Origin of the sequence: Agromyces sp. MMS24-K17, assembly GCF_043950245.1 — a bacterium.
Classification (GTDB): Bacteria; Actinomycetota; Actinomycetes; order Actinomycetales; family Microbacteriaceae; genus Agromyces.
Window position 1 is genome coordinate 3,459,769 of sequence record NZ_CP171640.1, and the last position, 24,101, is coordinate 3,483,869.

The window sequence follows — 24,101 nt, forward strand, 5'->3', positions numbered from 1 at the left end:
CCGCCCATCCGGGGCACCCGGTAGGGTCACCCGGGTGAGGTTCCCCGTCGTCGCCGCCATCGCCGCCGTCGCCGTCCTGCTGACGGGATGCGTCGCCACCGTCGAGACGCCGCAGGCGACGCCGACCGCCGCGGCCGAACCCCCGACCGAGCAGTTCCAGCCCGGCCTCATCGTCAGCGACGACAGCTTCTACGACAGCACCGCCATGACCGAGGCGGAGATCCAGTCGTTCCTCGAGGGCATCTCGTGCCGGCCCGACGCCGACGTCGAGTGCCTCGCGCAGTACGCCGAGCGCACCACCACCCAGCCCGACGCGGGCCCCGGCCACTGCGCCGAGTACCGCGGCGCGCTCCGCGAGCGCGCGAGCCGGATCATCCACCGCGTCGGCGAGGCCTGCGGCATCAGCCCGCGCACCCTGCTCGTGCTGCTGCAGAAGGAGCAGTCGCTGCTCACCCGGCCGACGGCGTACGGCTACGAGCGGGCGACGGGGTACGGATGCCCCGACACGGCCGACTGCGCTGCCGAGTACTTCGGGTTCTTCAACCAGCTCTACCACGCGGCCTGGCAGTTCCGGCAGTACACCGAGCAGCCCGACCGGGCCTACCGGATCGGCACCGTCGACGTGCGGTTCAACCCCGACCCGGCCTGCGGCGCGTCCGCGGTCGGCATCGTGAACCAGGCGACCGCGAACCTCTACAACTACACGCCGTACCAGCCGAACGCCGCGACGCTCGCGGACCCCGAGGCCGGCGACGCCTGCTCCGCGTGGGGCAACCTCAACTTCTGGCGCCTCTGGTGGCGGTGGTTCGGCGACCCGACCGCCGAGCGGTACCCGGGGTTCCTCCCGCCGTGCACCCGCCTGGTCGGCGGCGACCCCTGCCCCGAGGTCGCGACGCTGCCCGCCGCCCCGCCGCTGCCCCCGATCTGAGCCGGGCGGACGCCTCAGTCGCCGAGCACCTCGACGGTCGGCTCGTGCCGGACGGGGAACGCCACGGACGCGCGGATGAAGCAGAGCGCCGACGCCTCCGCGTGGATGGCGAGGGCCTGCTCGCGCATCGACGCGTCGGCCACCACCACGCGCGGGCGCAGCACCGCCTCGACGAAGGCGCCGCCGCCGCGGCCGTCCTCCTGCAGGAGCCCGGTCGGGACATCCGAGTAGCCGCGCACGACGACGCCGTGGCGCGTCGCGACGTGCAGGTACGACAGCATGTGGCAGTCGGCGAGCGCGGCGAGCAGCAGCTCCTCGGGGTTCCAGCGCGCGCGGTCGCCGTGGAAGGCCCGGTCGCTCGAGCCGGCGAGGTCGTGCAGCTTGCCGTCCGCGGCGACCACGTGGTCGCGGTCGTAGGCACGGTAGCCGCTCGTGCCCTCCCCGCGGTCGCCGGTCCAGTCGAGCCGCAGTTCGTAGCGGTGCTCGCCGAGTCGCATGGTCTCCCCGTCCTCGACCCGCGGATACCGGGCCGCCGGCTCGATCCTGCCACGGCGCGCGGCCGGCGTCGCCCGCGGCCCGAAGGGCGTCCGCCGCTCGACTCCGGCCCCGGTCGGCGGCGATAAGCTTGGGGACACCATGACTGACACCATCGCAGCCCAGTCCGCCTCCGCCCCGGTCTACACCGTGACCCAGGAGCGCAAGGTCGTGACCGCCATCCCCGGTCCGAAGTCGCAGGAGCTCCACGAGCGTCGACGCGCGGTCGTCTCCGACGGCGTCTCGAGCGCGCTGCCCGTGTACATCGAGCGCGCCAACGGCGCCATCCTCGTCGACGTCGACGGCAACCAGTTCGTCGACTTCGGCGCCGGCATCGGCGTGACCACCGTCGGCCACACCGAGGCGAACGTCGTGGCCGCCGCGGCCTCGCAGCTGCAGGACGTCATCCACACGCTCTTCACGATCACGCCGTACGAGGAGTACGTGCGGGTCGCCGAGCTCCTCGCCGAGCACACCCCCGGCACCTTCGCGAAGAAGACGGTGCTCGTGAACTCCGGCGCCGAGGCGGTGGAGAACGGCGTCAAGATCGCCCGCAAGCACACCGGCCGCCGCGCCGTCGCGGTGCTCGACCACGCCTACCACGGCCGCACCAACCTCACGATGGCGATGAACTACAAGGCGAGCCCCTACGCGACCGGCTTCGGTCCGTTCGCGGGCGACGTCTACCACGCGCCGAGCTCGTACCCCTACCGCGACGGCCTGAGCGGGCCCGACGCGGCCGCCCGCACGATCGCCTACCTCGAGAAGGTCGTCGGCGCCGCCGACCTGGCCTGCCTCGTCGTCGAGCCGATCCAGGGCGAGGGCGGCTTCATGGTCCCCGCCGACGGCTACCTCACCACGCTCCAGGGCTGGTGCACCGCGAACGGCGTCGTCATGATCGCCGACGAGATCCAGTCCGGCATGGCCCGGACCGGCCGCTTCTACGCCAGCGAGCACTTCGGGTGGGAGCCCGACCTCGTGCTCTCGGCGAAGGGCGTCGCGGGCGGCCTGCCGCTGGCCGCGGTCACCGGCCGCGCCGAGATCATGGATGCCTCGCAGCCCGGCGGCCTCGGCGGCACGTTCGGCGGCAACCCCGTCGCCTGCGCCGCGGCAGTCGCCGTGTTCGAGGCGATCGACCGGAACGGGCTCCTCGCCGAGGCCGAGCGGATCGAGCGCACGCTGAAGTCGGGCCTCGCGAAGCTCGCCGAGCGCTACGACATCATCGGCGACATCCGCGGCAAGGGCGCGATGGTCGCGATCGAGCTCGTGCAGCCCGGCACCGCGATCACCGAGAAGCAGCCGAACCCCGAAGCCGTGAGCCAGATCGTCGCGTTTGCGGCGCAGCGCGGCGTGCTCTTCCTCAACGCCGGCACCTGGGGCAACGTGCTGCGCTTCCTGCCGAGCCTCGCGGTGACCGACGCCCTCATCGACGACGCCCTGACCGTGCTCGACGACGCGTTCGCCGCCCTCGGCTGACCGTGGCCGGCACGTTCCCGATCTCCGACGCCGTCGAACTCGCCGTGGTCGTACGCAGTGGTTTCACCGAGTCCCGTCACGCCGGCTCCGCCGTCGTGCTCTCCCCCGAAGGCGAGGTGCTCCGGTCGCTCGGCGACACCGCGTCGCCGATCCTGCCCCGCTCCACCCTGAAGCCGTTCCAGGCGGTCGCGGCCATGACCAGCGGCGTCACGCTGCGCGGCGAGGACGCGGCGATCGCGACGGGCAGCCACTCCGGCACCGCGGCGCACGTCGCGCTCGTCAAGGGCCTGCTCTCCCGGGAGGGGCTGACCGGCGCCGCGCTCGGCTGCCCGGCCGCGCTTCCCGGCGACCGCGCCGCGCGCGACCAGGTGGTGCGCTCCGGCGGGACGCCCGACCCGCTCTTCATGAACTGCTCCGGCAAGCACGCCGCGATGCTGCTCGCCTGCGCGGCGAACGACTGGCCCCTCGACGGCTACCTCGACCCGGGGCATCCGATGCAGCGCAAGGTCGTCGACGTCATCGAGCGCTTCACCGGCGAGCGGCCCTCCGGGGTCGCCGTCGACGGCTGCGGCGCACCCGTGTTCGCGATCAGCCTGGTGGGGCTCGCCCGCGGCATCCAGAAGCTGACGACGGCGCAGGCGTCGTCGCCGTTCGCGTTCTACCGCGAGGCCGCGGCGCTCACCGAGGCGGTGCGCGAGCACGCCTGGGCTGCGGGCGGCCCCGGCCAGCCCGACACCGTGGCGGTCGAGCGCCTCGGCGTGTTCGCGAAGATCGGCGCCGAGGGCGTCATGGTGATGACGGCGCCGAACGGCACCACCACCGCCGTGAAGGTGCTCGACGGCTCCTCGCGGGCGACGACGATCGTCGCGCTGCGGCTCCTGGCCGACGCCGGCGCGATCGAGCACGACGCGGTCGACAGTGTGCAGGCGGAGCTCGACCTCTGGATCATGGGCGGCGACCAGCCCGTCGGCGAGATCCGCGCCACGGTCTGATCGGGGCTCGTCGCTTGACGGGTCCGGTCGCCCTTCGGCCGGCCGGACCGTCGCGACCGGATCGTCGCGACCGGCCGACCGCACGGGACATCCGTGCAGGTCGGCCGATCGCGAGGTCAGCCGAGCTTCGCGAGTCGCTTCGCGCGCGCGGCGCGCGTCACCTGCGAGCCGATCACGATGACGATCGCGAGGAGGAACACCGCGGAGGCGATCACGTTCGCCTCCGCGGGGATGCCACGCGACGCCGAGATGTAGATGTACTTCGGGAAGGTCGTGGTCGACCCGGAGTTGAAGTTCGTGATGATGAAGTCGTCGAAGCTCAGCGCGAACGACAGCAGCGCCGCCGCGAGGATGCCCGGCAACAGCAGCGGGAACGTGATCCGACGGAACACCTCCGACGGCGAGGCGTACAGGTCGCGCCCCGCCTCCTCGAGCGCCGGATCGAGGCTCGCGACGCGGGCCTTCACCGTCACCACCACGAAGCTGATGCAGAACATGGTGTGCGCCAGGATGATCGTCGTCATGTCCTTCGGCACGCCGACCGCGAGGAACTGCGCCGCGAGGCCCGCGCCGAGCACGACCTCGGGGGTCGCCATCGGCAGGAACAGCAGCAGGCTCACCGAGGAGCGCGCACGGAACCGGTAGCGCACGAGCGCGATCGCGATCATCGTGCCGAGGATCGTCGCGAGCACCGTGGCGACGACGCCGATGATGATGCTGTTCGCGAACGCCTCGCAGACCGCGCCGCCCTCGACGTTGCACACGTTGAGCCACTTGTCGAAGGTGAACCCGCGCCACGAGATGTTCGACTTCAGCGAGTCGTTGAACGAGAACACGAACGTGTACGCGATCGGGATGAGCAGGAACACCAGCGCGATGATCGAGTAGACCGGCAACAGCCAGTCGCCGAGCCCGATCCGGCCGGGCCGCCACCGGCGGCGCGGCCGTCCGGCGTCGTCCAGCTGCTCCTCCTCGGCGAGGCCGCCCAGGACCGCGCCCGCCTGCACCTCGCCGCTCACAGCAGGTCCTCCGTCCCGCTCCGCCTCACGTACACGCCGACCAGCACGAGGATCGCCGCCATCAGGATGATCGACAGGGCGGCCGCAGCCGGATAGTTCAGCAGCACGAGGAAGTTCGCCTCGATCACGTTGCCCATCATCTGCGTGTCCGGTCCGCCGAGGAAGTCACGGCTGGCGTTCACGTAGTCGCCCGCCGCGGGGATGAAGGTCAGCAGCGTCCCGGCGACGATGCCCGGCATCGACAGCGGGATGGTGACCTTCCGGAACACGGCGAACGGGCTCGCGTAGAGGTCGGACCCCGCCTCGAGGTACCGCACGTCGAGCCGTTCCAGCGTCGTGTACAGCGGCAGTGTCATGAACGGGATGAAGTTGTACGTCAGGCCGAAGATCACCGCGAACGGCGTGCCCGTGAAGTGCGCGTCGGGGGCCATCAGCGAGAGGGCCTTGAGCGAGGTGATGATGAACGACTCGTCGGAGAGCAGCTGCTTCCAGGCGAGCGTCCGCAGCAGGAAGCTGATGAAGAACGGGGCGATGACGAGCACCAGCATGATGCTCTGCAGCAGCGGCCAGCGCCGCGCCTTCACCCCGATGAAGTACGCCAGCGGGTAGCTGATCAGGAGCGCGAACACCGTCGCGGCCAGCGCGTACCCGAACGAGCGGAGGATGTGCGGCCAGTACAGCGTGACGACGTCGACGTAGTTCTGCCAGTTGAAGGCGTAGTCGTAGACGCCGATGTCGCCGAACTCGCTCGGCACCTGCAGCGAGGTGAGCACGAGGGAGACGAGCGGCGTGAGGAAGAACAGCACCAGGTAGAGGATGCCCGGCAGCAGCAGGAGCAGGGCGACGCGGCTGCGGCGCCTCGGCGCCTGCGGCTGCGCCTCGGCGGTGGAGAAGGCTGCGAACGCCACGGTCAGCCCTCCTCGAGCTCGGCGACGAGCGCCTCCCGCCGCTGCACCGCGATCGACTCGGTCGAGTCGTCGGCGGCGAAGCGCGCGACCGTGCCCGGCTCGTCGACGAGGCCGAAGCCGTGCGCCACGTGCCAGTCGACCCACACCTCGGCGCCGAGTCCGGCGACCGGGCCGTGGCCGACGTTCTGGGCGAAGACGAGCAGCGTGCCGGCGCCCGGGACGTCGACCAGGTACTGCGTGCTCACCCCGGAGAACGACACGTCGATGACGCGGCCGGGCCCGAGGGCGTTGCGGTCGGATGCCACGGCCGGCGCCTCGGTGTGCAGCACGACCTTCTCGGGCCGGACGCCGATGGTCACCTCGCCGGTGTGCCGCTGCGCCCTGGCCGTCGGCACGGCGATGCGGGTGCCGGCGACGTCCACGAGCAGCGCGTCGCCGCTGGTGCCGACGACCTCGCCGGCGAAGAGGTTCGACTGCCCGAGGAAGTTCGCGACGAACGCCGTACGCGGCAGGTCGTACAGCTCCTCCGGGGCGCCCATCTGCTCGATCGCGCCCTTGTTCATGACGGCGACGGTGTCGGCCATGGTCATGGCCTCCTCCTGGTCGTGCGTGACGTGCACGAAGGTGAGGCCGACCTCCTCCTGGATCGTCTTCAGCTCGAGCTGCATCTGGCGGCGGAGCTTCAGGTCGAGCGCGCCGAGCGGCTCGTCGAGCAGCAGCAGGGCGGGACGGTTGACGATGGCCCGCGCGAGCGCGACGCGCTGCTGCTGGCCGCCCGACAGCTGCTGCGGCCGGCGCTGCGAGATGTGATCGAGCTCGACGAGCTTCAACGCATCGTGCGCGCGGCTGACCGCGTCGCGCACCTTGCGGCGCTTGAGGCCGAAGGCCACGTTCTCGAGCACCGTCATGTGCGGGAACAGCGCGTAGCTCTGGAAGACGGTGTTCACGGGGCGCTCGTGCGCCTTCGTGTTCGTGACATCCGCGCCGCCGATGAGGATGCTGCCCTGCGTGGGCTCCTCGAGGCCCGCGACGAGCCGGAGCGTGGTCGTCTTGCCGCAGCCCGACGGGCCGAGCAGGGCGAAGAACGACCCGGCCGGGATCGTCAGGTCGAGGGATTCGATCGCCGTGAAGCCGGGGAACCGCTTCTGGATCCCGACGAGCTCGAGGTCCGCGCCGCGCTCGGCGAATTCGCGTACTGCCATGTGCCTGTGCCGCCTTCGAGGTCAGGAGCCGAGCAGGATGCTCTGGAACGCCGCCTGGTACTTCTGCTCCTCGGCGGGGGTGAGGGTGCGGAAGATGTGCGCCTGCGAGAGCGTCTCCTCGTCGGGGAAGATGAGCTGGTTCTCGGCGAGCTCCGGGTCGATGGCCATCGCGGCCTCCTTCGCGCCGACGACCGGGGTGATGTAGTTCACCCACGCGGCGACCTCGGCGGCGACCTCGGGCTCGTAGTAGTAGTTGATCAGCGTCTCCGCGTTGGTCTTGCGGGGCGAGCCGATCGGCACCAGGAAGTTGTCGTTCCAGAGGGTCGCGCCCGCGGTCGGGATCGCGAACTCCCACTTGTCGCCGGCCTCGGCGTTGATCACCGTGATGTCGCCCGACCAGCAGATCGCGGCGAGCGTGTCCTCGTTCTTGAGGTCCTCGAGGTACGAGTTGCCCTTGATGTTGCGGACCTGGCCGGACTCGACCTGCTCGCGGAGCAGCTCGTTGGCCTCCTCGAACTCCGCGTCGCCCCAGTCGCCCGAGATGTCGACGCCGTTCTGCAGCATGAGCAGGCCGATCGTGTCGCGCATCTCGGAGAGGACGCCGACGCGGCCCTTGAGGTCGGACGCCCAGAGGTCCTCGACGGAGGCGAGGCCGCCGGGGATGGCCTCCTTGTTCCAGCAGATGCCGGCGAAGCCGCCCTGCCACGGCACGGAGAACTCGCGGCCCGGGTCGAAGTCCGGGTCCTGCAGGGCGGGCGTCAGGTTCGCGAGGTTCGGGATGTTGGCGTGGTCGAGCTTCTGCGTGTACCCGAGGCGGATCCAGCGGCTGACCATCCAGTCGGTGAGGCAGACGGTGTCGGCGCCGATGTCCTGGCCGAGCGCGAGCTGGTCCTTCACCTTGCCGTAGTACGTGTTGTTGTCGTCGACGGCGACCTCGTAGTTGACCGTGATGCCGGTCTCCTCCTCGAAGGCGAGCAGCGTCGGGTACTCCCCCGCGTCGTTCTCGTCGATGTACGCCGCCCAGTTCGCCCAGTTCAGCGTCTTGTCGGAGGAGGACTTGTCGGCGGCCGCGGTGGGCTTGGCCTGGCCGCCGCCACCGGAGCACGCGGCGAGCGCGAGGGCGGTCGCGCCGGCGCCCGCGCCCGCGAGGAGCCCGCGCCGGCTGAGGCCGGAACGACGGGCCTGGGCGATGAGCGCCCGGATCATCGGGTCCTCGGGTAGGGGTCGGTTGGTCACGGGGACTCCAATCGGGCTGCGGCGCGCGGTCGAGGGTGGCTTGATCCTGCCACACTGGCGGGCGAGAATCACGATTTGGTATCCGAATCGTTAATTCCAACGCACATCTGGTGCGGATTCCGCACTGTGCGACGCCCGGCGACGCGGTTTCCGTCGAATCGAACCCGACGAACCGTCACGATGCGCGGCCGCGTCACGGCCAGCGCCGCAGCACGGGCTCCGCGCCCGGGAGGGTGACCCAGCAGGGCACGCCGACCGCGTCGGGCAGTGGGGGCAGACCGCGGTCGCGGGCGAGCGCGCGGTACTCGGCCGGGCCGCCGCGAGCGACGACGACCGCCTGGTCGCGCACGGCCGCCGCGAGCGCCCAGGCCCCCGCCCAGGCCTCCGCGTCGCCGACGATCACCGCCGCAGCGCCACCGCCGGCGGCCGGCGCGGCGCGCGCGGCGAGGGCGGCGAGGGCGGCGAGGGCGAGCTGCGCGGATTCGGCCCCCGGCGCCAGCAGGATCGGCTCGCACCCGAGGAGGCCGCGGATCACGTCGGCGTCGACGCGTGGCGAGGGGGTCACGACGGCGACCGCTGCCCGGCCGTCGCCCAGGTCGCGCGTGGAGAGGACCGGGGTCGGCGGGGCCGATTCCGGCGACGGGGCCTCGGCGGACGCCACCTGCACCCGGAGCCCCTGCCACTGCCCCGACCCGGCCGGCTCGGTCGGCCGCCACAGCTCGCCCGCGCCCCCGGACTGCACGAGGTCGGGGCGGGAGGCGTGGCGCAGCCGCAGGATCGGACCGAATCCGTCGTGCGCGAGCCGACCCAGCGACGGCGCAGCGCGGGCCGACGCCGCGACGGAGACGCCGACGGCCCGCCCCTCCCGCAGGAGCCCCTCGACCACGTCGAGCCCCTCGAGGCGGTACGCCTCCGGCCAGCCGCGGAACCGCAGGTCGAGGTCGTCCAGGACGAGCAGTCGCGGCCCGGCGGCGTCTCCTCGCCGGACCGATGCGAGGAGGTCGTGGAGGCCGATCCACTCCGCACTGCGCGGACCGTCGTGCCGGATCACCGATGCGGCGCCGTGCCGTTCGGCGAACCCGGTCGCGACGCTCGCCAGGGCGGTCGAGCGCCCGGAGCCCGCCGTGCCGACGACGAGGAGGTTGCCGTCCTCCGGCGCCCAGCCGGCCACGCGCCGGCACTGGTGCTCGGGGTCGTCGAGGAGGCCGAACGAGATGGGCCCGCCGGCGAGCGGCCCGGACGGCCCCGGCCCAGGGCCGGAGTCGGGCGTCGGTCGGGACCCCGCCTTCGGCCCCGGCATCGCCGCGGCTCCCCCGAGCACGGTCGGATCGCGCAGGTCGGCCCGGTCGAGCCGGGCCGGGAGCGGATCGAGCCAGGGCCGGCGCACGGGAGCCCCGGTCCGGCCCGCGCGCAGCGCCGACAGCGCCGCGGCATCGGCGTACGCCGACTGGAACACCACGGGCGCGTCGTCGCCGCGCACGAGCACGGCCCGCCCCGGCAGCCCGGCCGGCAGCTCGGCGGCGAGCGGACCGCCGACGACGGCCGTGCTGTCGGCCGCCTGCAGCACGCGCAGGGAGACCCGGATCGGGCAGTTCGCCGTGACGCCCTCGCGGAGCACGCCGTTCGGCCGCTGTGCGGCGAGTACGAGGTGCACGCCGAGCGACCGGCCCCGCGCCGCGAGGTCGGCAACCAGCCGGCCGAGGTCGGCGAACCGGTCGATCATCGCCTGGAACTCGTCGACCACGACGACCAGCCTGGGCAGGACGACCGCGGCGTCGAGCTCGCCGATGTCGCGGGCGCCGGCGTCGCGCAGCACGGCCTCGCGGTGGCGCAGCTCGGCGCGCAGGCTCAGTACCGCCCGCTCGGCGCCCGCCTCGTCGAGGTCCGTCACGATGCCGGCGACGTGCGGGAGCCCGGAGAGCGGCTCGAACGCGGCCCCGCCCTTGAAGTCGACGAGGAGGAACCCGACGAGTTCCGGCGGGTACGCCGCGGCGAGCGCGGCGAGCCAGGCGAGCAGGAACTCGCTCTTGCCGCTGCCGGTCGTGCCGGCGACCATCGCGTGGGGCCCGTCGGCGACGAGGTCGAGCCTCGTCGGACCGTCGGCGTCGAGGCCGATCACGACGGCGAGCGACCGGCGGTCCCACGCGGCCGGGTGCTCGGCCACCTCCGCCCACCGCACCATCGACGGCAGCGCCGAGGCGGCCTCGAGCAGGCCCGAGCGCTCCGCCGCCTGGCGGGCCGCCACCGCCCACTCGGCGGCCTCGGCGTCGGAGACGAGCTCGGGCACGACCACCCGCCCGTCGGGGACCCCCGCTGCGCGCGCGAGCACGGCCCGGTCGGGGGCCTCGAGCCGGAGCACCGTCGCGAGCCCGGGCGGGAGCCGCGCCTCGTCGGGCGCCACGGCGATCCGGCCCGCCACGTCGGAGGCCGGGGCATCCGCTCGCCCCGAGCCGTCGAGCAGCAGGAACCGTCGCCGGCCTCGGCGGTGCGGCAGGTCGTCGACCCATCGCCAGTCGGCGGCCGGCGCCTCGATCGCCACGTCGCCGGGGGTGGCGCGGTGGGCGCCGTGCACGACGGCGGCCCGGGCGGCGGCCCGCGCGAGCACGGCCGGCCCGACGAATCCGATGCCCGCGGCGGGGTCGGCCACGCACGGCGCGTCCGCGAGCACCGCGGCGCGGGCGAGCGCGGCACGGGCGAGTTCGTCGGCGGCGACCCCGTCGACGCGCAGCGAGCTCGGGGCGGCCGCCCGCCCGAGCACGACCGGGATCGGCCCTGGCCCGTGCCACGCGGCACCCGGCGGCGTCGCGAGCACCGACCGGGCCGACGGCGACCGCAGCCAGGCGGCTCGGCGCTCGGCGTCGTGCGCGTCGGCGATCGCCGCCTCGAGCTCCGCGAGGGCCGCGCCGCGCTCGGCCCGGGCCAGGCGTCGCAGTCGCGCACGCTGGCGTCGTGCGTCGAGCATGGACGCGACGGCGACGACCGGCCCGAGTGCCGCGAACAGCAGTGACGCCGCGCTCCCGGTCACCGACCACAGCACGACGGCTCCGCCGATGGGCGCGAGGCTCGCCAGCAGGGGGAACCCGGGCCGCGCCGGGTCCGGCAGCGGCGCCGGGAGGACGAGCGGCCGGTCGGCGAGCCCCGGTGGGAGCGGATGATCCATGCCGCCAGCGAACCGGCGGGCCGGGGCATCCGCCCGTCGAGGAGCCCGTGGCGTGCGCCCGGCTCCTCGCGTCGCACACTGTGGAGGACCGATGGGCCCGATGCGGCTCGACTCGGGGAGGGACTACTCGACCGAGAACGACTGCTCGGCGAGGTGGACGCTCGCGCCGCGCGGCACGAGGTAGCGCCGCCCCGGCTCGCACCGCACGGCCGGCTCGTCGCTGCGACGGACGATCGTGCCGTTGCCCGAGAACCGGTCGGCGACCCAGAGCTCGCCCTCGTGCTCGCCGAACTCGACGTGGGTCTTCGACACGGAGAGCGTGCGGTCGGCGATCTGCACGAGGTGGTCGAAGGCCTCGCCCGGCTGCGGGAGCGGCCGGCGGCCGACGAGGCCGGTGCCCGAGACGAGCCGCACCTCGCCGGTGCTGAACCGGAGGGTGAAGCTGGGCCGCCGGGGCGCGGGCGGCGCCGGTGCATGGGCGGGCGGCGCGGCCGCCGAGGGCGGTGTCGCGGCCGTCTCGGCGGGCGGCACGTCCACGCGCGGCACGTCCACGGGCGGCAGCGGCACCGGCAGGCTCACCACGCCGCTCGTGAGTCGCCCGCGGTCGAGGATCGCCGTGTCGCCCGGGCGCGGATCGGCGCGGCGGCGCGACTCGGGGGTCGCGCTCGTCGAACTGCCGCACTCGCCGCAGAACATCGCGTCGTCGGGCAGCTCGGCCGAGCAGATGCGACATCTCACGGGCGCTCTCCTCTCCGCGAGAAAGCGTACCCGCCGAGCGAACGCAGCGAGACCGAGGCCCGCAGCCGTCCGAGGCGGCTCCGCTCCCCCGCGAACCCGTCGTGCAGCCGGCCCACCGCGTCCCAGATCTCGCCGTCGGACCCGTCGGCGCGATCCGGCGCGTACACCGCCCGGTCGACGGCGGCGGCGAGCGCGAGCGGCAGCAGGCCGCCGACCGCGGCGGCCTGCTCGGCGCGCGTCGCGGTCGCGCGCACCGGGTACCCGAAGTCGGCGGCCACGTCGGCGAACTCGCTCCACGCCCCCTCGACCCGTTCCACGGCGGTCGGGGCGGTGCGGCGGATGCGTCGCCGTCGCGCCTTGGCGAGCACGATCGCCGCGAAGGGGCTGAGCAGCACGGCGACCCCGACCGTCACGACCCCGACGATCCCCGCGATCCGCGCGGCGATCGCCGGCCACGGGTCGGCCGGCTCGGCGTCCGGGTCGGGGCCGCGCCCCGGCTCGTCATCGAGTTCCTCCACCGGGGTGCGCGGCTCCGGCGGCGGTACCGCGGTCTGCGGCCGGGTGACGGGCTCCGGCTGGTCCGGCTCGCGGTCGGGCACGTCCTCCGAGGTGGGGTTGGGGTCGACCTGCTGCCAGGCGCCGTCCGCGGTCTCGACCTCGATCCACGCCTGGAGGTCGTCGGATCGGATCCGCCGCTCGGCCGGCACCGCATCCTCGACGGGATCGGGAAGGTAGCCGACGACGACCCGAGCCGGGAAGCCGATCTCACGGGCGAGGAGGGCGGCGAGGACCGCGTACTGCTCGCCGTCGCCGACCATCGGACGCGTATCGACCAGCTCGACCAGCCGGTCGAGGGAGTGGCCGGCCCGGCTCGGCGCGTCGTCGGGGCGTCCGTGGCTCACGTAGCCCTCCGCGCGGATGGCGGCGATGAGGGCCTGCAGCCGCGCGCCGGGCTCGAGCGTCGACGGTGCCCACGTCTCGAGCCTGGTCACGAGCTCCGTCGGCAGTGCGGGCATCGCCGGCAGCACGCTCGTGCCCGGCACGAAGCCGGCCAGGTCCGAGACCGCGACGGGGGCCACCGACCACGCCCGGTACCGGCTGCCCGACAGCATCCCGCTGCCGATCGCCGCCGTGCCGGTGACGTCGTTGTACACGAAGCCCTCGGTCGCCGCGGCGGCGCCCGTGCCCTCGAACTCGATCCGCTCGAGCCGGCCGATGCCCGGCACCCAGACGTCGTCGTAGTCCTCGATCCGCACCGCCAGTGCGACCTCGTCCCCGGCCACGGCCGACTGGTCGAGCCGGTACGGCAGCCGCGCGAACCGTCCCGACAGCCCGGCGGCTCCCTCGCCGCCGACCGAGTAGATGACGCCGTCGTACGTGTCCAGCACGGCGATGCGCAGGCCCGCGCCCGCCGGCAGCCCGGCGACGGCGAGCATGTCGCGATCGGCGACGTCCGGGTCGAACGCGGTTCGGAACGCCGCGAGCGGGCTCAGCGCATCGCGCGGCACGAAGGGCGGCTGCACCTCCGAGCGCACCACCGTGCGGGCCGGCGTCGGCACCGCCCAGGCGGCCGCCGTCGCCCCCGCCAACGCGATGGCGAGCATCGCGGCCGCCCCGACGACCCGCCGCGCGTCGACGAGCGCCGCCTCCCCGCGCGCCTCGGCCCCGATCGCCCGCCGCCGGACGATCGCGACGTGCACGAGCCACGCGATCGCCGCGACGAGGAACAGTGCGCCGCTGGGGACGGCGAACGGGGCGCGCACGGCCCCGAGCACGATGCCGACGACGAGGACCCCGGCGGGCGGGAGCACGGCCGCCGCCGGCGCTCGGGTGCGCATCCCGAGCGTGGCGGCGCCGACCGCCGCGACGAGCACGAGGAGGAACGGGGGCACGAGCAGGGCCTGGTACGAGCCGACGGGCACCGAGACCGTGACCAGCTGCTTCCACGAGGCCCACGTCGCGGTGACGAGCTCGACGAGGCCCTCCGGCGTGGGGAGCACGCCTGCGATCGCGAGGTCGGGCACCGCGGCGGGCACGCCGAGCACGAGGAAGGCGGCGGCCGTCGACGACACGACGAGCCAGGCCGGCCAGCGGCGCACCGCTCCGGCGACGCCGAGGCCGAGGCCGGCGGCGAGCGCGACGCCGACCGCCACGAGGAAGGCGCCGCTCTCGTACGTCAGCCACCACGGCACGCAGGCGGCCGCCAGGAGCAGCGCCAGCAGCACCGTCGTCACGGCGATCGCACCGGGCCGCGCCCGTTCCGCCGTCCGCGGCCGACGGCGGGGCGACCGCAGCGGGATGGTCACGCGACCGCCGCCGTCCGGGCGAGCATCGCGCGCAGGTCCTCGAGGTAGCCGATCCGGAACACCGTCGTCCCGCCGGACTGGCGAGCCGCCGCCGACCCCTCCGGCGCGCACACCACGCCGAGCACCTCGACGCCGGCCGGCAGCCGGGCCGCGGCGGCGCGGATGCCGGCCACCCCGTGCGCCGTGCCCGTGACGAGGGCGACGAGCGAGAGCCCGGGGAGTGCCTCGGCGCCGCTCCGGGCGAGGTCGGCGAGCGGCATCACGCGGTCGTCGGTCTCCACGACGCAGAGCGCATCGAGCAGCCGGTCGCGGCTGACGGTCGGCAGCTCCACCATGCCGCCGCGCGAGCCGTCGCTGCCGGCCACGAGGAACGCCAGGCTCCGCGCATCGCGGATCGCACGGACCCCCATCGAGGCCGCGGCGCTCACCGCGAGCTCGAACTCGTCGGCGTCGGCGTACGACGAGCTCGCGACATCGAGGATCACCATGAGGCGGCTCCGCCGCGTCTCCTCGTACTGCCGCACCATGAACGTGCCGGTCTTGGCCGAGCTGCGCCAGTGGATGTGCCGGCGATCGTCGCCCGGCAGGTACTCGCGGAGCGCGTGGAACGCGATGTCGCTCGACGTGAGGTCGCGGGTCGGGGTGCCCTCGAGGTCGCGGACGAACCCGCTGCTCAACGCGTCGATCGGCACGACCCTGGGGTGGACGTGGAGCACCTCGGTGCCGCTCCAGACGATCTCGCGCCGCACGATGCCGATCGGGTCGGCACGGACCGTCCGCACCGGTCCGACGGAGACGACGCCGCGACGGTCGGTGGGGATCGCGACCGACTGCTCGAACCCGCGGCCGCGACCGAGGGCGGGCAACGCGCGCTCGACGACGCGGTCGCCCACGGGCACCTCCACCAGCATCCCGATGAGCCGCCGGCGACCGGGGTTCTCCGCCGCGAGGCGGGCGTGGGCCGGTTCGCCCACCGCGACGCGCGGCGTCGGCAGGCTCAGCCGGATCTCCACCATCCCGCGCCCGACCAGCCAGAGCACCGCGGCCGCGACCACCGCCGCGAGCCCCCAGCCCACGACGACCAGTTCGAGCCATCCCCACGTGTACCCGAGCGCCAGCCCGACGAGCGCACCGGCCGCGACCGCCCAGCCGACCGGCGTGACGACGCCGCGGATCCAGCCGACCACGCTCGCGAGACGGGCGCCGGCGGCGCCGGCCGCCCGCACGAGCCGGGAGATCCCGACGGCCAGCCGCCCCTCGCGGGCGGCGTCCGCGGGGTGCGTGCGACGGGGCTCCGGCGTCACACCGCCTGCCTCGTCGAGGGCGGCGGCGTCTCGATCAGCACCTGGGCGATCACGTTCGACGCGGTCACGCCGTCGAACTCCGCCTCGGGATCGAGGATCAGCCGGTGCGCGAGCACCGGCTCGGCGAGCGCCTTCACGTCGTCGGGCACCACGTAGTGGCGGCCCCGGCCCGCCGCGTGCGTCTTCGCGGAACGGATGAGCGCCAGCGCGCCGCGCACGCTCACGCCGAGCCGCACCTCCCGGGTGCCGCGGGTCGCCTCGACGAGGCGCGACACGTAGTCGTGGATGGTCGGATCGACGAACACCGTGCGCGCCATCGCCGCCATCGCGGCGACCTCGTCGGAGTCGAGCTGCGGCTGCACGTGGTGGGCGTGCGCACGCTGGTCGGCGCCCTCGAGGATGCGGATCGTCGATGCGTGGTCGGGATAGCCGATCGAGCTGCGCATGAGGAAGCGGTCGAGTTGCGCCTCGGGAAGCCGGTAGGTGCCGGCCTGCTCGATCGGGTTCTGCGTGGCGATGACCATGAAGGGGTCGCCGACCCGGTGGCTCTGGCCGTCGACCGTGACCTGGGCCTCCTCCATCACCTCGAGCAGGGCCGACTGGGTCTTCGGGCTCGCCCGGTTGATCTCGTCGGCGAGCACGATGTTCGCGAAGACCGGGCCCGGGTGGAAGTCGAACCGGCCGCTGCGCTGGTCGTACACGGTCACGCCCGTGATGTCGCCGGGGAGCAGGTCGGGCGTGAACTGCACGCGGTTGCTCGTTCCCGCGACCGACTGCGCCATCGCGCGCGCGAGCGACGTCTTGCCCGTCCCGGGCACGTCCTCGAGCAGCAGGTGGCCCTCGCTGAGCAGGGCGGTGAAGGCCAGGCGGATGATCCGGTTCTTGCCGAGGAGGACCTCCTCGACCGCGCCGACCAGTCGGTCGAGGTCCGCGGCGAACCGCGCGGCCTCGTCAGGCGTCATCGTCATCTCGGTTCCTCACCCGTTCCGCAGCCGGGCCACGACGCCGGCCACCTCGACATCCAACCAGACAGTGTCCCACTGGGAGGCGCCGGCCACCTCGCACGACGTGCCGACGGCCTGCGTGCGGCCCGGCTGGCCCTCCCGCCCGCAGCTGAACGAGGCCGGCAGGCCGCTGTTGTCGGGGATCCCGGCCCAGGTCCACCGGTCCTCGTCGGAGCTCCAGCCGAGCCCGGGCACGTCGAACGTGAGCGACGGCGTCGACCCCGACGGCATCGGGTCCGACCACGGGCCGCAGACGCCGAACGCGCTGCAGGCGCGCACCTGGAAGCGGGCGGTCGTGCCGAACGGCCGGCCGAGGAGTTCGCGGAGCCATCCCGAGCCGCTGAACGCGACCGGGGCGCCGATCCGGTTGCCCGCGTCGTCGAGGGCGACGATCTCGAACTGCGGCTGGTCGGCGGCGACGGCGTCGATCCGCCGGTCCCACACGGTGGCGTCGAGCCAGTCCATGCGGCTGGAGACCGACCAGACCGGCCCGGGCGGCTCGTGCACCTGGGCGGTCACGACCGCGGTGTGCGCGCACCCGGAGCGGTTGAAGCCCCACACGATGAAGGCGTGGCGCCCCGGCGGCGAGCCGAACGTCACGCCCGTCGTCGAGCCGTCGGTCGCGACCATCTCGGCGACGTTGCCGCCGCGCGACGGCGGCACGACCACCCCGGGCGCCGGGGACGTCACCGTGCACGCCTGGGGCCCGCTCGGCACGTTCGTGTCGCCGGCGACGAGCCGCTGGACGTAGTACCCGCCGATCTGGTCGCCGTTCGGGTCGAACGGCGACCACGTGACCGTCACCGTGCCGGCCGCGTCATCGGCCGCGGCCGTGATCGAACCCGCACCGGGCGGGCCGAAGGGCGTGCCGACCGCCGTCGCCGAGGTCCAGCCCGCGAGCGCCGGGTACGCGTCGTTCCTGGCGCTCACGGCGACCTGCACGACGCTGCCGTTCACGAGCGGCTGCGACTCGTACGTGCAGGCCGTCGCGGTGCAGGCGCTCGCGGCGGACACCTCGACCGCGACGCCGTCGACCGTCACGACGTACGTGCCGACGGGGCTGCCCGGTCGCGAGTCGACCGGCGACCAGGCGACCGCGAGCCGTCCGTCGAGCGGGCGCGTCGTCAGGTTCGCCGGCGCCGCCGGCACGATGTCGCTCCACACCGGCACCCCGAGCGTGGTCGGGTCGGACTCGCCGACGTCGTTGCGGGCGGTGACCCGCACCAGCACCGCGTTCGCCTGCCCGTTGCCCGGGGTCGTCACCGAGCAGGTCGTCACCGCGCAGCGCGAACCGGCGATGCGGTCGCCGGTGCCCGGGTCGATCAGGGCGAGGTCGTACCCGGTGATCGGCGAGTTGTTGAACGCGCCCGCCACGAACGAGACGTCGATGCGCCGGTCGCCGAAGCCGGTGACGCGCAGGTCCGTGACCGGCCCCGGCCGGTCGCGGACGGAGATGGTGACGATGCCCCACGCGTACCTCGAGGGGTCGTTCGTGGCATCCGCGACCTGGTACTGCACCGTGGCCGTGCCCGGCGGGGCGTCCGCGGTCGCGGTGATCGCGAGGGTGGAGCGGTCGCCCGTCACGTCCACCGTGAGCCCCGGCGGCAGGCTCGCCGCATCGGCGCCCCGCACCGCGACGACCCGCAGCGGCCGATCGGGGAACGGATTGCCGGGCCCGTCGTTCTGGAGCACGTCGACGACGGTCGTCTCGCCGCGGACCGCGACGACGTCGTCGGGGACGGGCCGCGGCAGCGGCCGGGTCGAGGCCACCACGCGCAGGTCGAGGACGCCCTCGGTGCCGGCGATGCCGTCCCCCGCGACGCCGATCGTGACGCGGCCGCGCTTGCCGGCGTCCGCGCCCGCCGTGATGGTGAGGCGGGTACCCGACAACTGCAGGTCGAAGCCCGTCGGGCGGCTGATGAGCGTGTACGAGAGCCCCTCGTCGGTCGCCGGCGGCGGGTTGTTCGTGAGGTTCACCAGGTCGATCGTGCGCGGTTCGCCGGCCTCCAGGTCGATGACGCCGCCCTGGAACGTCGGGGGCTGGCCCTCCACCGGCTCGACCTCGATCGGGATCACGATCGTGCCCGTCCGCGCGTCGGGGTCGCTCGGCGAGGCGCCGTCGGTCGCGGTGAACGAGAGGGACGCCGGCCCGAAGTAGCCCTTGTCGCTCCGGAAGCGGAGGGTGGTCGAGTCGACGTAGTTCTCGCTGCCGTCGCTGTGGGTGGCGCGGATCGACGCGGAGTCGGTGATGCGCACGGGCCGGCCCGACGCGGCGATCACCTGGTCTTCGAGGTCGATGCGCACCTCCTCGCCGCTCGCGACCTTCACCGTCGGGGCATCCGCCCGCCGCTGCGGGAGGGCGTCGTCGCGGCCCGGCACCCAGATGAACGCGTAGGAGAAGACGGCGGGGTCGTCGGGGTGCGCGACGGTGAACGGGATGATCCGCCGCCGGTCCTGCACCTCGACGCGGATGCTCCCGTCGGCGCGGACCCGCGCGCCGTCGGCGTAGCCGGGCACGAGCTTCACGGTCGCCTCGGCGACGGGGGCGTCGTCGATGGCGACGTTCGCGAGCACGTCGACGTCGACCTCCTCGCGATCGACGATGTCGGTGAGCGCGAGCACCGTGTCGGCGACCACCGGCCGGGCGAGGTCGGCGTCCTCGCTGACCTCGATCGTGAGCGTGCTCGACGCGGTCCCCTCGCTCTGGTTGGCGATGGCGTACCCGAAGCCGAGCCGGCCCGGGGTGTCGGGGACGTGCACCACGATGCGGTCGTCGACGATGTCCGCGTCGACGCCCTCCTGGTTCGGAGTGACCTCGGTCACGCTGAGCCGCTCGCCGCCGGGGTCGGAGTCGTTCCCGAGCACGGCCACCGCCACGGTACGTCCGGGGCGGACCCGGATCTCGTCGGCCACCGCGATCGGGGCGCCCGTCGTCGCCGGGGGCTTCGAGATCCCGACCCGCACGATGCCCTCCGCACGCTTCCCGAGTCCGTCGACCACTTCGTACTTGAAGCTGTCCGTGCCCGCCGAGTACGCGCCCGCCTCGTAGAGGAGCCATCCGGCGCCGATCTCGAGCACGGACCCGAGCTCCGGGCTGGACCCCTGCCCGAGCAGCTGCACCGAGTCGCCGTCGGGGTCGGTGCCCGACAGCGGGATCGGGATGCGCACGGTCTCGCCCGAGAACGCACGGGCGGTGACCTCCGGCGGCACGGGCGGCGTGTTCGTCGCCGGGTCGGGTTCGCGCACCGCGAGCACGACCACCGCGTGCGCGAGCTGCTCGCCGCTGCGCACCTCGTACGTCGCCCGGTACTCGCCCGGCTCCTCGGGCGCGTAGAAGCGCAGGTGATCGCCCGACGGGAACAGCAGCCCGGCCTCCGGCGCGGCCGAGAGCTCCGGCGACAGCTCCAGCGGCCCACCGCCCGGCGACTCGTCGTTGGCGAGCACCGGGATGTCGACCACGTCGCCGGTCCGGGCCGTCACCCGGTCCTCGTTCGCGACGGGCGGTTCGGAGACCTCGGACGTGCCGACCTCGATGACGGTGACGCGGCCCTCGGCCTGCGCGAACCCGTTGCCGACGAGGTACCGCACCTCGGCGGACCCGGTCGGCAGCGGGCCGGCCAGCGTGATCCTGAGGATGCGGTGCTCGACCACCTCCACCTGGACGCCCTCCTCCTCGGCGCCGGCGCTCACGCCGGTGAGCACCAGGACGCCGCCGTTCGGGTCGATGTCGGTCGCGAGCACGTCCACCTCGCCGGGCATCCCGACCCGGAGGAACGCCGTGTGCGGCACGGTGATCGGGGTCAGGTCCCCGTCGGGCGGGTCGTTCACTTCGAGGCGGATCGCGCCGGTCGCGGTCCGGGCGCCGTCGGTGACCGTGTACTCGAGGTAGTGGGTGCCCGCGGTGAGGCCGGGGATCCGCACGGTGCCGCCGTCGTAGTCGGGCACCGGGCGCGCGTCGACGGTCGCCGGGACCGCGCTGAGCTTCGCGTGCCCCGACCCGCCGCGGACGTGCCGCAGCGGCTCGAGCACGATCTCCTCGCCCGCGGTGGCGGTCGCGACGAACGAATCCGCGAAGAGCGGCGTCTCTCCGGGCCGCCCGACCTCGATGCGCAGGTCGCCCGCGCCGTCGTCGCGCCCGTCGCTCACCACCAGCTGCACGCTCCGCTGCTGCGCGGAGTTCTCGCGTTCGTCGAACACGACCACGCCCTCGGGGCTCCACGACACGCCGTCGGCGCCCTCGGCGCGGGCGGACTTCAGGTACATCGGATCGCCGTCCGGATCGACCCACCCGCCGAGCACGGGCACGGTGAGCCGCCCCTGCGCCTCCACGTCGGCGGTCGTGCGCCGCTCGTAAACGGGCGCGTTGTTCTCGTCGTCGCCCCGGACGGTCACGACGACCTCGGTGCTGGCGGTGAGCCCCCGGCCGTCGGTGATGGAGTAGCCGAACGCGAAGGTCCCGGCGACGCCGTCGTCGAGGGTGAGCTGCAGCACCTGGCGGTCGGACACGGGGATGACGGATGCCCCGCCCGGCAGCACGCCCGAGACCCCGGAGACGATGAGCACGTCGCCGTTGGCGTCGTAGTCGTTCAGGAGGACGGGCAGCAGCGTCGACCGGCCCGGCCGGGCGCCGAACTCGTCGGGCACGGCCACGGGCGGCTGGGCGGACTGCTCGACCTGGAGCGAGGCATCCGGGTCCTGCTGCTCCTCGGTTCGGTCGTCCTTCCGCCGCTCGAGCAGCGAGTCCCAGTCGTCGATGCGCTCGTAGCCGGCCGTCGCCGCCCAGGTCCAGCCCGAGGCGGGATCGTTGAGGACCAGGGCGTGCCCGTTGTCGACGTAGGCGAGGCCGTCGCCGACGGGGCCGCCGAGGTCGAACGTGCGCGGGACGCCGTCGGCGCAGGACCGCCACGCCACGCCGTCGCTCCAGGCGGCGTGGACGCACCCGTCGTGCACGACCGGGGCCGCCGGCCCGCCCGACCGCCCGTCCGCGAGCCGGGTCGTCCCCGAGCCGTCGAGCGGCATCTCGTACAGGGCGTCCCGGGTGGCGACGACGACCGAGTCGCCCGAGGTCGCCGGCCGCTGCAGGACCGGCTCGTCGACGACGTCGGCGATGCCCGCGACGGTCCACGCACGCTCGGCGGTGCGCATCGTCGAGGTGGACGCGTCGAGCAGCACCCATCGTCCGCCGACCGAGGTGATGCCGATCTCGTCGTCCTCGTCGACCGCCGGCACCGTCCACGTCTGCGTGACCGTGGCCCGCGCGGCCGCGTCGACGCGCTGCACCTGGCCGGTGCCCGGCGTGTACGCGAACAGGGTCCCGTCGCCGTCGACGACGATGCGCGCGTCCACGCCGAACTCGAGCTGCGGATCGAGGTCGGCGTCGAAGTCGGCGAAGCCCGCGAGGGAGGTGATCCAGACGTCGCCGCCCGCCACGACGACCGCGCGGTCGCCGGCGAAGGCGACCTGTCCGCGCTCCGGGTCGGGCGGCACGGGGACGGTCTCGACGAGCTCCGCCGTCGCGGGGTCGAGGATCGCGACGCTCGAGCGGTCGGGGTCGTGCACCAGCACGCTGGTGCTCCGCTGCACGATGGTCGCGCTCTGCGAACCGGTGTCGACCATCGAGGTGAGCTCGCCGACCGCGGTGCCGGCGCGGCCGACGGCCTCGAGGTCGTCGTTCACGACCCACACGCTGCCGTCGCCGAGGTCGACGTCCTCGTCGGCGTAGCCGCCGCTCATGACCGCGGCCGCGCCGACCAGCGCCACGACGACCGCCGTGGCCACCCCGGTCGCCGCGGCCGACCGGCTCATGGTCAGCTGCCGCGGCATCAGCCGCCGGCCTCCGGCACCTCGACGCACCGCTCGGGGCTCGTCTCACCCGACTTGCCGTCACGGGTGACGCGCACGCTCACGCACATCCGCGTCCCGCTCACGGCTTCGAACTCGATGCGGGTCTCCCGCCGTGCCGGCTGGTCGATGCCGTCGACGCCGACGATGTACGCGTCGCCGGGTTCGACGCCGGGATCCTCCCACGTGAACGTGACCGTGACGCCGTCGACCTGGCCGAGCACGTCGGCGACGACCGGGATCGGCGGCCGGCCGCCGAGCGCGAGCACCGTACCCGTCGCGAGCAGCGCGAGCACGACCGCACCCGAGACCGCCAGCGCCAACGCGAGGCGGTGCGACGACGGCGGCCGGTCGACGCCCGGGCGCGACCGGGTGTGGGTGCGGTCCGCGGACGACCGTGCGGCGGCGGTGCCCGGGGCCGGCCGGCGCCGCCGGCGCCCCTCCGGCGCCACGCTGATGCCGTAGCCGCCGCTCACCCGGGTCGGATCGTCGAGGTCGAGCGCCGTCGCGAGCGCCCAGTCGTCGACGGCGACCTCGGCCGGGGTCTGCGGCAGCCCGAGCTCCTCCTCGATCCCCTCGAGGTCGCGCACGAACTCCATGGCGCTCGCGTGCCGGGCCGACGGGCGGCGGCTCATCGCCCGCGCGAGCGTCTCCTCGAGCGAGGCGGGCACGTCCGGGCGACCGGTCGGCGGCAGGCGCCCCTTCTCGATCCGCGACATGAGGGCCGCCGACCCGTTGTCGCCGTCCGGCACCTCGAACGGGCTGCGCCCGGCCAGCAGCGAGTACACGGTGGCGCCGAGCGACCAGATCTCGCTCTGCACCGATCCGGCGCCCTCGTCGGCGAGCACCTCCGGCGCCGACCACGGGATCGAGAGCCCGACGATCCCGCCCCGCCCGGCATCCGCGAGGGTCGCGGCGATCCCGAAGTCCGCGAGCACGGGGTGCCCGTACGCGGTGGTCAGGATGTTCGAGGGCTTGATGTCGCGGTGCAGCACGCCCTGGCGATGGGCCGTCTCGACGGCGCTCGCGATGCGCACGCCGATCGAGAGCACCTCCGACACCGGCAGCCGGGCGACCCGGTACCGCTGGGCCAGGCTCGCCGAGCAGTACTCCATCACCAGGTAGGGACGGCCGTCGGCGGCGACGCTCGCCTGGTGGACGGTGAGGATCGACGGATGGCTCGACAGTTGCGCCATGAGGTTGGCCTCGGCCTGGAACATCTGCCGGACCTCGTCGCTCACGAGGTCGGCGAGCATCACCTTCACCGCGACGAGCCGGCGCGGCATGTTCTGCTCGTACAGGAAGACGTCGGCGAAGCCGCCGGAGCCGAGCACGCGGACGAAGGCGAAGCCCGGGATGGTGGGCGGGGTGGACGGAAGTCGTCTGTTCACGATCCTCCCCGGGTGCCTCATCGATCCTTCGCCGGAGCGCCGTGCGGGGCGGCGGGCCGGAT

The 24,101-nt window shown here is 74.2% G+C and carries 15 protein-coding genes; 3 read left to right on the forward strand and 12 right to left on the reverse strand.

All coding sequences use genetic code 11. The annotated features are described in order from the left end of the window. Window positions 1-34: 34 nt before the first annotated feature. Window positions 35-928 carry a hypothetical protein gene (locus tag ACGGZK_RS15920; protein ID WP_395243599.1) on the forward strand — a complete coding sequence of 298 codons (894 nt, stop codon included), beginning with the start codon at window positions 35-37 and terminating at the stop codon, window positions 926-928. 14 nt (window positions 929-942) lie between these two features. On the opposite strand, the gene ACGGZK_RS15925 is transcribed toward ACGGZK_RS15920, so the two are convergent. Beyond that, window positions 943-1,425 carry an OsmC family protein gene (locus ACGGZK_RS15925; RefSeq protein ID WP_395243600.1) on the reverse strand — a complete coding sequence of 161 codons (483 nt, stop codon included), beginning with the start codon at window positions 1,423-1,425 and terminating at the stop codon, window positions 943-945. Window positions 1,426-1,564: 139 nt separating this feature from the next. Between ACGGZK_RS15925 and gabT the strand changes: the two genes are divergently transcribed. Beyond that, the gene (gabT, locus tag ACGGZK_RS15930) at window positions 1,565-2,938 is read left to right on the forward strand and encodes a 4-aminobutyrate--2-oxoglutarate transaminase (RefSeq protein ID WP_395243601.1); all 1,374 of its coding nucleotides are present in this window, start codon (window positions 1,565-1,567) and stop codon (window positions 2,936-2,938) included. 2 nt (window positions 2,939-2,940) lie between these two features. Further along, window positions 2,941-3,930: an asparaginase gene (locus ACGGZK_RS15935; RefSeq protein WP_395243602.1), complete on the forward strand. Its 990-nt coding sequence runs from the start codon at window positions 2,941-2,943 to the stop codon at window positions 3,928-3,930. Between the two features lie 116 nt (window positions 3,931-4,046). Here ACGGZK_RS15935 and ACGGZK_RS15940 read toward each other — a convergent pair whose 3' ends face one another. The 11 genes from ACGGZK_RS15940 to ACGGZK_RS15990 form a co-directional block, all read right to left on the reverse strand. Next, the gene (locus ACGGZK_RS15940) at window positions 4,047-4,847 is read right to left on the reverse strand and encodes an ABC transporter permease (RefSeq protein WP_395246111.1); all 801 of its coding nucleotides are present in this window, start codon (window positions 4,845-4,847) and stop codon (window positions 4,047-4,049) included. Window positions 4,848-4,945: 98 nt separating this feature from the next. After that, entirely contained in the window at window positions 4,946-5,857 is a 912-nt protein-coding gene (locus ACGGZK_RS15945) for an ABC transporter permease (protein ID WP_395243603.1), read from the reverse strand. Between the two features lie 2 nt (window positions 5,858-5,859). Continuing rightward, a complete protein-coding gene (locus ACGGZK_RS15950) occupies window positions 5,860-7,059 on the reverse strand; it encodes an ABC transporter ATP-binding protein (protein ID WP_395243604.1) in 1,200 nt (399 codons plus the stop codon). Between the two features lie 21 nt (window positions 7,060-7,080). Next, entirely contained in the window at window positions 7,081-8,295 is a 1,215-nt protein-coding gene (locus ACGGZK_RS15955; protein WP_395243605.1) for a PotD/PotF family extracellular solute-binding protein, read from the reverse strand. A gap of 193 nt (window positions 8,296-8,488) precedes the next feature. After that, on the reverse strand, window positions 8,489-11,455 hold the full coding sequence (locus ACGGZK_RS15960; RefSeq protein WP_395243606.1) for an FtsK/SpoIIIE domain-containing protein: 2,967 nt from the start codon (window positions 11,453-11,455) through the stop codon (window positions 8,489-8,491). Between the two features lie 123 nt (window positions 11,456-11,578). Next, complete coding sequence (locus ACGGZK_RS15965; protein ID WP_395243607.1) at window positions 11,579-12,193, reverse strand: hypothetical protein; 615 nt, start codon at window positions 12,191-12,193, stop codon at window positions 11,579-11,581. Continuing rightward, window positions 12,190-14,499, reverse strand: a complete 2,310-nt coding sequence (locus tag ACGGZK_RS15970) for a transglutaminaseTgpA domain-containing protein (RefSeq protein WP_395243608.1) — start codon at window positions 14,497-14,499, stop codon at window positions 12,190-12,192. Before ACGGZK_RS15970 ends, ACGGZK_RS15965 begins: the two co-directional genes overlap by 4 nt. Then, window positions 14,496-15,803, reverse strand: a complete 1,308-nt coding sequence (locus ACGGZK_RS15975) for a DUF58 domain-containing protein (RefSeq protein WP_395243609.1) — start codon at window positions 15,801-15,803, stop codon at window positions 14,496-14,498. The genes ACGGZK_RS15970 and ACGGZK_RS15975 overlap by 4 nt, the downstream gene beginning before the upstream one ends. Beyond that, on the reverse strand, window positions 15,800-16,771 hold the full coding sequence (locus ACGGZK_RS15980; protein ID WP_395243610.1) for an AAA family ATPase: 972 nt from the start codon (window positions 16,769-16,771) through the stop codon (window positions 15,800-15,802). Before ACGGZK_RS15980 ends, ACGGZK_RS15975 begins: the two co-directional genes overlap by 4 nt. A gap of 9 nt (window positions 16,772-16,780) precedes the next feature. Beyond that, the gene (locus ACGGZK_RS15985) at window positions 16,781-22,630 is read right to left on the reverse strand and encodes an Ig-like domain-containing protein (RefSeq protein WP_395243611.1); all 5,850 of its coding nucleotides are present in this window, start codon (window positions 22,628-22,630) and stop codon (window positions 16,781-16,783) included. Then, window positions 22,630-24,039: a protein kinase gene (locus ACGGZK_RS15990; protein WP_395243612.1), complete on the reverse strand. Its 1,410-nt coding sequence runs from the start codon at window positions 24,037-24,039 to the stop codon at window positions 22,630-22,632. Before ACGGZK_RS15990 ends, ACGGZK_RS15985 begins: the two co-directional genes overlap by 1 nt. Window positions 24,040-24,101 lie beyond the last annotated feature (62 nt).

What these genes read in the sequence shown, in the direction of transcription:
- ACGGZK_RS15925 (WP_395243600.1), bottom strand. Translation starts at nt 1,425, where the DNA reads ATGCGACTCGGCGAGCACCGCTACGAACTGCGGCTCGACTGGACCGGC.
- gabT (WP_395243601.1), top strand. Translation starts at nt 1,565, where the DNA reads ATGACTGACACCATCGCAGCCCAGTCCGCCTCCGCCCCGGTCTACACC.
- ACGGZK_RS15950 (WP_395243604.1), bottom strand. Translation starts at nt 7,059, where the DNA reads ATGGCAGTACGCGAATTCGCCGAGCGCGGCGCGGACCTCGAGCTCGTC.
- ACGGZK_RS15960 (WP_395243606.1), bottom strand. Translation starts at nt 11,455, where the DNA reads ATGGATCATCCGCTCCCACCGGGGCTCGCCGACCGGCCGCTCGTCCTC.
- ACGGZK_RS15980 (WP_395243610.1), bottom strand. Translation starts at nt 16,771, where the DNA reads ATGACGATGACGCCTGACGAGGCCGCGCGGTTCGCCGCGGACCTCGAC.
- ACGGZK_RS15985 (WP_395243611.1), bottom strand. Translation starts at nt 22,630, where the DNA reads ATGCCGCGGCAGCTGACCATGAGCCGGTCGGCCGCGGCGACCGGGGTG.